The following is a 13,532-nucleotide window of genomic DNA, read 5'->3' on the forward strand; positions in this document are numbered from 1 at the left end:
TTCACCTCACTTATTAATCACGCATTTTAGGATCAAATGCGTCACGAAGTCCATCTCCAATTAAATTACTAGCTATTAGGATAATACAAATAACAATACACGGAATAACCATTAAATGAGGTAAAAATTGAAACGTTTTATAACCATCCTCAATCAGTGTACCAAGTGATGCTCTCGGCGCCTGCAACCCAATCCCGATAAAACTTAGGAATGCTTCAAAAAAGATGGCGCTAGGAATCGTGAACATCGTGTTTATAATAATAACCCCGGATAAATTGGGTAATAAATGTTTGATTAATAATCTATCGCTTTTCGCTCCCAGCGTCCTCGAAGCAAGTACATATTCTTGATCCCTTAACTTCAGCACTTGCCCCCGTACAACCCTGGCCATGCCAACCCAACCGGTTATTACCATGGCTATTGTAATCGATAGGATGCCCGGTTTCATTATTAATAACATCAAAATAACGACGATTAAGTTGGGGATACCAGATATAACTTCCAATATACGCTGCATCACATTATCCACTCTACCACCTTTAAAACCGGAAATTAATCCGTAGGCGACACCAACAGCCATGTCAATTACTGCTGCTAAGAGCGCTATATATAATGACACCCTTGTTCCTAACCAGACACGTGAAAACAAATCACGCCCCAGGCTATCTGTTCCAAACCAATAGTATTCTTCTAAACCTAGATCTTCATATTTATTTGTTTCAACACCACCAATTTTTTGACTGCCATCAAATATCCCAATATCTTCTAAGAGTGGGACCCGAGGTGGAAGATTCCCTTTGGTAACATCTTGTGCATAGGGATCAAATTTTGTAATGTGTGGTCCAATAATCGCCATCACGATAACAAGAAACAAAACGACTGCAGAAACGAGCGCAGCTTTATTTTTCCGAACCCGAAGCCATGCATCCTTTGCAAACGAAAGCTGCGGCTTCTCAATCTTCTCATTGTCAAAATGATCCTTTGGAGCGGGCTCAAATCGATGCTTTTCAATTTTATCTGGAGCATTTGTCATGATTTATCCCCTCCTTGCAAGCGAATCCTTGGATCAATAATTCCATATAGTATATCTACGATTAAAATAATTACCGTCAGTAGGAAAGCAAAGAATATGGTTGTCCCCATGATAATTGGAAAATCATTTGTTTGAATCGATTTTACAAACTGTTCGCCGATTCCCGGAATCGAAAATATTTGTTCCACGACCATAGATCCCGTCATCAGTCCCACAGCCATAGGTCCAAGTACTGTTACAAGAGGAATTAACCCATTGCGGATAGCATGTTTGAAGGACACTTCCATTCTTGAATTCCCTTTTGCTTTCGCCAATGTAATATAATCTGAGCCAAAAACCTCAATTAGCTCTGTTCTCATAAAACGAGCGGCTGTTGCAACTGGAAAAATAGCTAAGGCAATCGTCGGCATAATAGATGAGGCAAACCCGTCCCAAGCAGCAACGGGAAGCAATTCAAGCTTAACCCCGATTACATATTGCAAGAGTGCGGCAAACACAAATGATGGAATCGATTTTCCTAATACAGCTAAAAACGTACTTCCGTAATCGATCCATGTATTCTGAAACATAGCAGCCAGAACACCAAGTAATATACCAATAAGTGTTCCGATAAACATCGCCTGGAAACCAAGCTGTAATGATGGACCCATCCGTTTTATTAAAAGATCTGTAACAGGCTGATTATCAAACTGAAATGATACACCCAAATCACCTTTAACAATATTCACCATATACTTGGCATATTGCACAGGAATTGGCTCATCTAACCCATATTTCTCATCTAAAATCACACGTTGTTCTTCAGATAGTTTTTCTTCATTTTGGAATGGGCTACCAGGCAAGAACTTCATTAGAAAAAATGTCAATGAAGTTATAATAAACAGCGTAATAACCAAATAAATTACACGCTTTATGAGATACTTCGCCATCGGTGTTTCCTCCTATATGCTAATAAATATAAATTTTCTAATAAAAAGGGTGTATACATGGAGAAAAGAGAGTATTTTTATGGAATACTCTCTTTTCATTCACCTGTTGCAGTTAACTTCGTAGCAAAATTAATTTTCCATATAAACGTTTTTCAATGAATAGTCAGGTCCAAATAAATGTTCTTCAAGACCTTTAACAGTTGGTTTGATAAGAACCAATCTACCTCGTTGATAAATAGGTGCAATTACTGTATCTTCTTCAATTAAAAGTTTTTCAGCTTCTAACATTGCTTCCCAACGTTTTTCAGGGTCATTGGCATATTTCACCTTAGCATCATCGATCAGTTTATCATAGTCTTTATTTGAGTAACTCGTTTCATTATTCGTTCCATCTGTAACAAATAAATCAAGGAATGTCATTGGATCCAGATAATCTGGTCCCCAACCATGCATGACAATGTCATAGTCTTGTTTAGTAGTATCCTGCAAACGCACTTTAAACGGTACGTTCTTTAATTCAAGTTTCAATCCGTCAAGATTTGTTTCTAATTGGTTTTGGAAGTACTCACTTGTTTTCTTAGCGTTTTCTGTATCATCACTCAAATAATCAAGCGTAATTTCCTTTTCTCCTAATTCTTCTAAACCTTTTTCCCAGTACTCTTTAGCCTTATCCAAATCAGTTCCCATCAGGTCTCCACTTTCTTCACGGAAGTCCTCATCTGTTTCTGGATTGGTTGCTAATCCTCTCGGTACTAAACCACCAGTAGGAACAGAACCATTTGCTAAAACTGTATCTGTATATGCTTGTTTATCAAAAGCCATTGCTATTGCTTTACGGATATTCTCATTTGCTAGCGGTGTATCTTTGCCATCCCGTTCCTGATTGAACTTCAGATACCATGAGCTACCTTCTTCAAATGTAGAAGCATTCTCATCATTTTGATATTGTTGTGCATATTCAGCACTTAATGCAGCTGTACGATCTGCCTTATCTGTTTCAAATAAGTTAACTGCTGTACTTGGTTCTTTAGATACTTGTACATTTACTTCGTCTAAAGCAACGTTATCTTTATCATAATAGTTATCGTTTCTCTCATATTTCCAAGTTAAACCACTGCCGTCCCAGTCTGTTAGTACAAATGGACCGTTTGCTAACATGGTGTCACTATTCGTTCCAAATTTGTCTCCTTGCTCTTCAACAAACTTTTCATTTAATGGTAAGTACGTACCGAATGCCAATAATGAATCCAAATATTCAACAGGTTGTTCCAAAGTCACTTTTAAAGTGAAATCATCTTCAGCTTCCACTTTTAAATCTTCTGGATCTTTATCCCCATTCATAATTTCTGTTGCATTTTCAATGATGCCAGAGAACATGTAAGCATACTCAGATCCGGTATCAGGATCTACTGCTCTTTGCCAAGAATAGACAAAGTCATTAGCTGTAACGGGGTCCCCATTAGACCATTCCGCATCTTCGCGTAACTTAAATGTATACTCCTTACCATCTTCACTTATATCTGGATCGCCATCTGCAATCGCAGGAACGGGTGTATCGCTTTCATCTAAAATATATAGGCCTTCCATCGTTTGTCCAAAAACAATAAAGCTGGCAGCGTCTGTTGCTAATGATGGGTCACCAGTCGGTATCTCTGCCGTTTCAATCATGTTAAATACTTGTTCACCTGAAGCTTCGCCACTATCTGCATCTTTTTTACTGTCATCTGAATCAGATTTTGAATCAGAGTCAGAACCTGAACCGCCACAAGCAGAAAGTACCATTACTAGAGTCATAGCTAGTACAATAAAAAGATAATATTTCGACTTTTTCATCTTTAAACCACCCTTTTTTATTTTATAGTTCCCAAGATACATTATACAATAATTTACTAAATTGTAAATCACTATTTAGCACGATTTCACAAAATTCTCTGTTCGAATTGGACAAATCTTTCAATCTCTCACCTCTTCCACTCTGTATCTAATGCACTAGATCAGCCATTTAACCCCGTTTTTAGACCTAAGTCCTTATCCCTAAAATTACCAGATTTTTTTATAATCATGTGATGCACGTACTTCTTATTGAATAAAATTCAAAAAAACCAGAGAAACTACTTGCAATAAACACATGAACTGATTATAGTTTTCATGCTAGACTGTTAATATAATACCTGACTTGGATGCGCTTCCATTATATAATATAACAATGAACTTACAGGATGGCAATAGTTATTTCATAAAACAGCTTGCCTTATTCTATTTTATCAGAACGACCACATTTCGCACATATTATTGTTTAATAAAGGATGCTGACCTATGCTCAAGAAAACGATAACCTGGATTGTTATAACTCAAATATCGGTGCTCGTGTGCGCCTTCATCTTTTACAAACGCCTTGATCTTTTATCCTATATCAATGTATCTTTCGTCATTGGTACGATCTTTATCCTGATATCGATGGCTGGTTATGTAATGAAAGGACGCTTTTTTGATATTGTTTTTTACAGTTTTCAATATTTCTTCAGCCGAATGACCGAAAGAGATCGGGAGCCATTATCCCGTTTGGTTCCACAAAATTATCAATCTCCACTCATTACGGGTATCGTAACCATTTTGCTCATGCTCTGTGCGTTATTCCTTTATTAGAAAACTTGGGTTATTGCGAGGCTTTAATGGTGAGAGCGTTCGTCGCCTTTTACGGCTATCCTTAAAAGGTTCTTATATTCGTATAAAGCAGCATGGAGCAGTACCGGGGCATCCGCTACTGTTCATGGTGCTCTCTGGTTAACTTCTTAATGATTTTATTTAACCCGCTGGATAGCAAAATGATAACGAGTACAACAATGATGAAGAAAACGATATTTTCCATCAAGCCATTGGTGATATATCCCGCAAACCAATCTCCACCGAAATAAATCAATAATGTAGCGATCGCAATCGTCATAAAAAAAGATAAAATAATACCAATACTACGCCATACACTTAGTTCTTTGAGCCTATCCATCGTTGCAATAATCGTGACGCCCAAAATCGCTATAAATGCAATAATTGAAAAAACCCCCGACATATTTATCCCCCTAACTTAGTCATTATCCTTATATTATTATACTTATGCCCGGTTGGATAGTTTCGTTGCTCTTTTTTATTTTTTCTCCCGTTTTTTCTTAAATGATCAAATGAACCTTCATTGAGTGGGAGTCTTACTACCGCCAAACTGTAATAAAAAAACCAAATCAAAGCATAGTTGCTGCCATGATCTGGTTTATATATTTTAGTGCCTACTTCATCTTAACCGGTAATACTTGTTCAATTGTTTGTTGATATACTTGTTTCTCCGCTTCGGTCATCCAAATATGAATTGTCCCTTTATCCTCATTTGTACGGATGAGCCGTCCAATGCCTTGGCGCAATCGGAGGATCATGTACGGTGCATCCACTTCCTGTTCAGGGTGCGCTGCTTCTTTTCGCTTCGCCTGAAATACGGGATCCTTTGGTGGAAATGGAAGGGATGAGATAATGACCGTTGATAAAGCTTCACCAGGTACGTCCAGTCCTTCCCATAGATTGTAGGAACAAAGGACAGATGATGTATGCTTCTGAAATTGGATAACCATCTCGCTAATTTCCCGATCTCCTTCATAGAGCAACTGAAATGGCCAATCTTGCGTCGCGGCCCATTGACGAAACTGATTCATTTCTTCGCTGGAGGAAAAGAGTACCAATGCCTTGCCAGCACTTTCAAGTAATTGTTCACCAATCTTCTGCCACTTGTCCTGTAAATCCTTTTCAATATAGCCGTTTATCTCCATCTGATGCGCATAATCAAATGGTGATGCCACTGAACAAGCATCATATGCTTTAATTCCCAAATTGTTAGCAAGGTAGGAAAAGTCTCCGCCCTGTGATAACGTTGCTGATGAAAAAACAAATGGCAATTCCTGTGAAAATACTTCCTTTTTCAAGACATCTTCGACTAAACGAGGCATAATAACCAAACTACTTGTCGTACTATTTTCCTCTAGCCAAAAAATGCCCTCATCCTCTTTTAGTAAAATAGATAAACCATAGGAGAAGAACTCCAAGTACTCCTCAATAATTTTAATGTGATAGTCCTCAATCGTAAATAACTCAGCATCAAACACCAGTTGCTCGAGCAACTGTTCAACTTTGTCATGAAGACGTCTTGCCATGCCGATCATTGTTTCGGAAAGCGGCACTTCCAAGCGATTTGACCCTTCTACAGCGGTTGCCGTTTCGCCCAGTAAATCGAACCATTCTTCATGTAGCATCAATATGTCTTCTACCAGAACAAGGGATTCTTCTCTTACATCCTGTCCCATGTAACCCGTCAACACTTTATTCAATGCATCAAAGTTAAATCGATAGGTTAAGCCTTTTTGTGCAGCAAGTTCCAACAGGTGCCCTTCATCAAATACAACACAGCTCGCTTCCGGCAGTAATGGCATTTGCCCCTCGCGTTTTCGTGAATCCTTCGTCCAAACGTGTTCCATATAAAAATCATGGGAACAAATAATAATGTCTGTTGCATGGCGATAGTAATCCCTATTTAACGTCTGTCCACTGCGATGGCGCCATTCACAAGTTGAACACTGTTGCAAAGGATCCCAGGCGATTTTCTCCCACGCTTCGTCTGACACCCAAGGATATTCTTTCCTATCCCCATAGCGCTCAAATGATTGCATCGAAGCACCTGTATCAAAAACGAAATCCGGAATTTGGTCATGAACCTGTAAAATACTTTCATCATCTGTTCGATTGGCAAGTGGATCCAACTTCTTCATACATACATATTGTTCCCGGGCTTTGGCTAATCGAACATCAATGCGAAGTCCTAATGCCTCTTCTAACTTTTCAATATCCCCACCCTTTTTGACAAGCTGTTCAATCAGCGTTTCATCAGCACAAGAGATAATTGCCGGCTTTCCCCGGTAACGCGCGTAGCTAATAGCGTATAATAAATAAACAAGGGTCTTCCCTGTTCCAACGCCAGCTTCCGCAAAAATAGTACGTTTATGTTTAAAAGCCTGTTCCAACTGAAAGGCCATATATATTTGTTCATCACGCAGTTCGAAACCCTTTTCAGGTAAAATATCGTAGAAGACATCCCCAACATAATCGCCTAAACGATCGAAGAAGTTCTCTGTCTTCCCTACAGTAAATGGAAGTGCCTGCTTTCTTACCATCTTAAAACGCCTCTTTCCGGGGACAGTCCCCCACCACGTTAAAGTGCTAAAGCGATGGGGGACTGTCCCTATTAAAATTCAGTCAACAAGCTATAATACTAGCATAAACGGGAAAAAAACTGCAAACTATTGATAAGCATAAATACAAATACTTTAAACTGCTATATTGCTTATCGAAAGGAGAAGTCATGGAAAAAAATACACAAACGAAAGTAATCACTGATTCAAGCACGCAAACGGTCTACTCTATTTTGTTTATTATTGGTATTTGTCACTTGTTAAATGATTCACTGCAAGCAGTTATTCCTGCTATGTTCCCAATATTAGAGAAATCACTGGGACTGACTTTTACCCAACTTGGACTTATCACATTCACCTTAAACATGGTTGCTTCCGTGATGCAGCCTTTAGTTGGCATGTATACGGATAAACGCCCGATGCCATTTGCTTTACCTGTTGGGCTGGCAAGCAGCATGCTGGGTATGCTTGGATTGGCACTCGCACCTAACTTTTGGACTATTCTTGTAAGCGTTCTGTTTATTGGTTTCGGATCAGCTATCTTCCATCCAGAGGGGTCGCGCGTAGCTTATCTTGCTGCAGGCCCACGCCGTGGTCTATCGCAGTCCATTTTCCAAGTTGGTGGTAACACGGGACAGGCTTTAGCACCTGTTATTACAGCATTGGTGCTCGTCCCATTAGGTCAGTTTGGTGCCATTTGGTTTACACTCATTGCAGGATTGGCAGTTTTCTTTCTCATCTATATTGCTAAATGGTATGCCGCTAAAATGAAGGTCTTTGCTGCCAATAAAGTTTCAACTACGAAGAAAAACACAAATAAACACATATCCAAAGCAATCAAAGGTGCGATCATTGTACTCATTTTTCTGGTGTTTGCCCGTTCTTGGTATGTGAGTGCTATCTCTAACTTCTATGCATTCTACGCAATAGAAAATTACGGTCTTTCCATTGCAAAATCACAAATTTACATATTTACATTCCTGTTCATGGGTGCAGTTGGTACGTTTTTTGGTGGCCCATTAGCAGACCGCTTTGGTAAACGAACCGTCATTCTATTTTCATTACTTGCGCCAGCACCACTTTCATTGGCATTGCCCTATCTCGGAGCAAGTGGAGCAATTATCGCATTAGCTCTCATTGGCTTCTTATTAATGGCGAGTTTTTCAGTAACCGTTGTCTATGCCCAAGAACTCGTCCCAGGGAAAATCGGCACCATGTCCGGATTAATTGTAGGACTAGCATTCGGGATGGGCGCGGTTGGATCTGTAGCGCTCGGTTCCTTGATTGACCTTGTCGGTTTAACACCAACGATGATAGCTATCTCATTGTTACCGCTGCTAGGTGTGTTAACTTATCTACTCCCAACAGATGAAAAAGTACAAGAATGGTACGCATAAAAAAAGAAGCCTTGAAAAGCTCCCAATAAAATGTTATAGTTTAAAATGGTCTATTCGCTCATAAAAATGCAGATAGATATCCAAATATAATTATACATTGTTAAAATATGTTTGTCAAGCATTTAAACTACATTTTCATAGGGAGTGTTTGGGTGGATAATAAGAGCAAATTATTGTTACAAGAACAACGGCGCGTAAACGATGTAATATTTGAAATTGAAGCGAAGCAAACTCACCTACAACAAAATACAGGAAGCCTAAAGAAAGGCATCATCGAATTACGGAAAAATTTCTGGGAGGATGTAACTGTAAACGTCGATGAACCAGATGACATCATTGAAACGCAGGCCAGTATCAAACAACAAGCTGAATTGTTGTCCGAAAAGGAAAGAAGTCACGGGCATCAGCATGACCAATTAAAAACGCTTGATCGACTACATGATAGTCCTTATTTTGGGCGGATTGATTTCCTGGAAGATGGCGAAAACTATCCAGATTCTATTTACATCGGGATGGCCTCATTAATGGATAAAGCAGACGAAAACTTTTTAGTCTATGACTGGCGAGCACCTATTTCAAGCATGTACTATGATTACACCTTAGGCCAAGCCAAATACGAAACAATGGACGGATCCATTCAAGGTGAAATCTCATTAAAGCGGCAATTCATTATAAAAAATGGCGAAATAGAAGGATTATTTGATACAGGTTTAACTATTGGTGATCATTTACTACAGAAAATGCTTGGGAACCATTCCAGTACAAAGATGAAAAGCATTGTCTCCACAATCCAACAGGAGCAAAACCGAATTATCCGGGATGAAAAAAGTAAACTGTTGATTGTTCAAGGTGTCGCAGGAAGCGGAAAAACATCAGCAGTTCTTCAACGAATTGCCTATTTGCTTTATACGAATCGCAAAACATTGCAAGCAGGGAACATGCTTTTATTTTCCCCTAACCCATTATTCAATAGCTATGTAGCAACCGTTCTTCCTGAACTCGGCGAAGAAAACATGCGTCAAACTACCTTCCAGGAGTATGCAGCGGAACGTATTGGGACGCAACATCTTATAGAAGACCCTTTCGAGCAGATGGAAACCATCCTTACGACCAAAGATAATGCAATCCGGATCGAAGGCATACAATATAAATCCAGCTTGGCATTTAAAGCGTTCATCGACAATTATATAGATGAATTAGCCCAACAAGGATTACAATTTCATGATATTACCTTCCAGGAGAGGACAATCGTTTCTGCCGAAAAAATACAACAGCACTTTTATGGATTCGAGACTTCGATCTCGATCCCAAACCGATTGGAAATGGTAGCGGAATGGCTTATGGATAAAATCGAGGAACAGGAACGCTATGAACAATACGAAGATTGGGTGACGGAGGAAATTGAACTGCTAGACAAAGCGGACTATATGGATGCGTATCATGAAGCACAAAGAAATCAGCAATATGAAGACGAAACCTTTGACGACGTGGATCAGGAATGGGAAATACTAAGCGAGAATGTGGTTCGTGAACATTTTCAGCCGATTAAAGAGATGATTAGTGATTTAGGATTTATGGATGTAAAAGCAAGCTACAATCAACTTTTCAACGATGAGAAAGCATTGGGTAGCTTGCCTGAAAACTGGAAATCCATATGTAAAACAACACTGGAAAAACTAAACAATGATGAACTATTCTGGGAGGATGTAACGCCATATATTTATTTTCTCGACCAACTTCAAGGAAGAAAATCCTACACACATATTCAACATGTTTTTATTGATGAGGCACAGGATTATTCACCATTTCAGTTTGCTTATTTGCAAGCACTTTTTCCCCATTGCCATATGACAATATTGGGAGATATGAATCAAGCAATTTATGTCCATTCGTTGACTTCAACCTCTATCCTAGAAAACGTTGCAACGGACAAACAGGAAAAGATCCAACTAATGCGCAGTTACCGTTCCACCAAACCGATTGTCGAATTTACGAGACAGTTGATCGAAGGGGGCGAACAGATCGAACCCTTTAACCGGGACGGTGATAAGCCAACATTGACAATCCGAAATAATGAACAGGAGTTAAGTGAGAAAATGCTTGATCGAATTCATCTTTTGCAATCATCGGGACACCAAACGATTGCGATTATCTGCAAAACGATGGCGGAAAGCAACCAAGCTTATCAGCAGTTGAAGTCGCAAACTACCGTTCAATTGATGGATCAGGAAACATACACGTTTAACAAAGGACTGTTAATTCTCCCTGCTTATTTAGCCAAGGGCATCGAATTTGATGCAGTCATCATTTATGATGCATCCGACTATAGCAAAGAATCGGAAAGAAATCTTTTCTATACCGCCTGTACCCGGGCCATGCATGAGCTGCATATGTTCTCATTGGAAGAGAGTAACAGGTTTATTGAAGAAGCTTCGCCTGAAACATATGTTTATTAGAAAACTTGGCATTCGCCAGGCCTTTTGGGCGAATTGCCTTAGTTGCATTTATGCAGTAAGAAAGCAACATTTCCCACCCTATTATCACTTTAATCTGGTGGGAGAATGTTCCTTTTTTGATGAAGCGGGAATAATTTCTAAATTAAGAAGGGATTTTCTCCATCAATTTCAATCCCGCCAGAATCTGTTCATTCCTATATTGTAAAAAGCATTTAAAAAGAAGTGCCCTTTGTCTTCCCGAAACTGGGAATCTTTCCAGCGGTCGGATCTTCCCCTTCTATGAGACAATAGGCTTCGATCGTAAACCCTCCTGGCGCTTGAAGATAAAAAGTATAGGATCCATGAGAGAGTGCAGGTTCCTCTACTTCAAATCCATCCGCTTTTAAATGTTGGTTCAACGCATCCACCTCTTCTTTAGTTTCTTGTGGAAAACCAACATGGAATGTTTTTGGATAGTTTACATCCTTACCTTTCATTAAATTTAACAAAAATCCATCGTCATCATACATGCCGACCATCGCATTTCCTAGGTTTAAACTACATCCTAGGCCAAAATAGGTTTCTAAGAACTTTTTTGCCGCAGCGACATCCGTTACTGTTAAATTAAGATGGTTGATCTTCATTGTAATCCCCTCACTTTTTCTTTTGTTTTTTGCTTATTACATGCATGTTTTGCTTTTTGCAAAACGTTTGATTCCTTCCAAATCCTTAGCAAAGTGCAAAAGCCATCCGATTGCTTCATTCAAATTAGCTCCTAAAAGGTAAAATACCTAATTGATTATTTGAGGCTATTTATAGAAAGCCAAGCAGTTTACAACGAATCATGCTTTGCTTCGTCATCTCCATTTTCTGAAACGGTAACCCGGGTATTCCCCATCATGAAGACAACGATGACCGCAATGCCGACCGGAATAAGTGAAAGGAGGAAAATATGCGCAACTGAGTTGGACATTGCATCAATAATTTTCTCTAGAATTACAGTAGGCACATTTGCACGCACACTTGGTTCGAAAATCTGACTCACGTCACTCACATTCCCCATTACTGCATCCGTATTCTCCCCCATACCCTTGAAACCTTCAGTTAGATTATTGGTAAACATCTTGCTTTGAATCGTACCAAAAATAGTAACTCCTAGCGTCATTCCAAGCGTACGTACGAACGAATTGGTTGAGATTGCCGTACCACGGTGGCGAGATTCCAAATTATGCTGAGAAGACGTCGGTAGCAATGAAAACGAGAATCCCATACCAAATCCTACGAGAATCATATATACCGTAAGCGTCATACGGGCTGAATCTGGTGTAAGCGTACCGAGCAAAAACATTCCAACAAAATAAGGAATAACGGAAAGGATCATCAAGTTGCGATAACTTGTTTTTGTCGAGAAGATACCTCCCATCGCGCTTCCTACAACAGTCCCTAGCATCATTGGTGTCAGGATCAGTCCAGCACTGGTAGACGTGGCTCCATATACCGCCTGAACATAGATAGGAATATAAACGACCAAGCAAATAAATGTAGCGCCATACAGAAAAGCTAGAATTTGGGAAGTAGCAAATAAACGACGTTTAAACAAAAAGAACGGCAATATTGGGTCTTCAGCTCGCCATTCCACGAAAAGGAACACAATAGCGAAAACAGTGAAACTGGCAAACAATGCAATGATAGGTGTTGAATTCCATTCATACTGATCGCCCCCCAGCTCCAGTGCAAACATCAAGCTAACGACAGCAATAACAAGTGTCGAGGCCCCCCACCAGTCGATCTTCTCCTTCGTATACGACAAAGATTCTTTATAATACTTCATAGTCAGAATGAACGAAATGATACCAATCGGCACGTTAATATAAAATATCCATGCCCAGCCTAAAGCGTCTGTAATAAAAGCACCGAGAAGTGGGCCAACAACACTTGCTACACCGAATACTGCACCAAGCAATCCAATCATTTTCCCCCGTTTTTCTGGTGGAAAGATGTCAAATACAATAGTAAAGGCTATTGGCATCAACGCGCCGCCGCCAACCCCTTGAATTGCACGAAAAATACTGAGCTGCTCCATAGACTGAGCAAAACCGCACAGTACCGAACCAAATAAGAACATCAATATACCAAAAATAAAAAATCTTTTTCTGCCATACATATCGGATAATTTACCAAATATCGGCATACCTGCCATTGTTCCGACGATATAAGCAGCCGTAACCCAAGCGAATTTATCTAGTCCACCAAGGTCGGATACAATCGATCCCATTGCCGTTGCAACAATGGTATTGTCAATCGCTGACATAAATACAGCCAGTAACAAGCCTGCCACAACTAACTTCGTATTACTTTTTGCAGTCTCCATCTGTAAACCCCTTTACAATCTATTAATGACTTCGATATAATGGACTTATATAATTGCACGATAAACAAGTATCTAGTTTGTCGAATATCTCGATCATCAAGATATACTTTAAAGGGAGGTTTTTCTTTTGTCAAGCTATCAACAA

General features: G+C 39.5%; 10 protein-coding genes. 3 read left to right on the forward strand and 7 right to left on the reverse strand.

Annotated features, from left to right (window positions below; all coding sequences use genetic code 11):
- Positions 1-13: 13 nt before the first annotated feature.
- The 3 genes from opp3C to JOC34_RS15755 form a co-directional block, all read right to left on the reverse strand.
- Entirely contained in the window at positions 14-1,033 is a 1,020-nt protein-coding gene (opp3C, locus tag JOC34_RS15745; RefSeq protein ID WP_205137742.1) for an oligopeptide ABC transporter permease, read from the reverse strand.
- The gene (gene opp3b / locus JOC34_RS15750; protein ID WP_205137743.1) at positions 1,030-1,962 is read right to left on the reverse strand and encodes an oligopeptide ABC transporter permease; all 933 of its coding nucleotides are present in this window, start codon (positions 1,960-1,962) and stop codon (positions 1,030-1,032) included. Before opp3b ends, opp3C begins: the two co-directional genes overlap by 4 nt.
- A 129-nt stretch (positions 1,963-2,091) precedes the next feature.
- Positions 2,092-3,795 (reverse strand): peptide ABC transporter substrate-binding protein, encoded by a 1,704-nt coding sequence (locus tag JOC34_RS15755; protein ID WP_205137744.1) that lies wholly within the window; start codon positions 3,793-3,795, stop codon positions 2,092-2,094.
- A gap of 483 nt (positions 3,796-4,278) precedes the next feature.
- Between JOC34_RS15755 and JOC34_RS15760 the strand changes: the two genes are divergently transcribed.
- A complete protein-coding gene (locus JOC34_RS15760) occupies positions 4,279-4,608 on the forward strand; it encodes a DUF3899 domain-containing protein (RefSeq protein ID WP_205137745.1) in 330 nt (109 codons plus the stop codon).
- A gap of 115 nt (positions 4,609-4,723) precedes the next feature.
- Here JOC34_RS15760 and JOC34_RS15765 read toward each other — a convergent pair whose 3' ends face one another.
- Entirely contained in the window at positions 4,724-5,029 is a 306-nt protein-coding gene (locus tag JOC34_RS15765) for a hypothetical protein (protein WP_205137746.1), read from the reverse strand.
- A gap of 211 nt (positions 5,030-5,240) precedes the next feature.
- Positions 5,241-7,166: an ATP-dependent DNA helicase gene (locus JOC34_RS15770; RefSeq protein WP_205137747.1), complete on the reverse strand. Its 1,926-nt coding sequence runs from the start codon at positions 7,164-7,166 to the stop codon at positions 5,241-5,243.
- 188 nt (positions 7,167-7,354) lie between these two features.
- On the opposite strand from JOC34_RS15770, the gene JOC34_RS15775 reads away from it, so the two are divergent.
- Positions 7,355-8,581, forward strand: a complete 1,227-nt coding sequence (locus tag JOC34_RS15775; protein ID WP_205137748.1) for an MFS transporter — start codon at positions 7,355-7,357, stop codon at positions 8,579-8,581.
- A 152-nt stretch (positions 8,582-8,733) separates the two neighbouring features.
- Complete coding sequence (helD, locus tag JOC34_RS15780; protein WP_338062688.1) at positions 8,734-11,037, forward strand: RNA polymerase recycling motor HelD; 2,304 nt, start codon at positions 8,734-8,736, stop codon at positions 11,035-11,037.
- Positions 11,038-11,249: 212 nt separating this feature from the next.
- Here helD and JOC34_RS15785 read toward each other — a convergent pair whose 3' ends face one another.
- Positions 11,250-11,660, reverse strand: a complete 411-nt coding sequence (locus JOC34_RS15785; protein ID WP_205137750.1) for a VOC family protein — start codon at positions 11,658-11,660, stop codon at positions 11,250-11,252.
- 188 nt (positions 11,661-11,848) lie between these two features.
- The gene (locus JOC34_RS15790) at positions 11,849-13,387 is read right to left on the reverse strand and encodes an MDR family MFS transporter (RefSeq protein WP_205137751.1); all 1,539 of its coding nucleotides are present in this window, start codon (positions 13,385-13,387) and stop codon (positions 11,849-11,851) included.
- Between the last annotated feature and the right edge of the window lie 145 nt (positions 13,388-13,532).

The organism is Virgibacillus halotolerans (assembly GCF_016908515.1).
Classification (GTDB): domain Bacteria; phylum Bacillota; class Bacilli; order Bacillales; family Amphibacillaceae; genus Virgibacillus_M; species Virgibacillus_M halotolerans.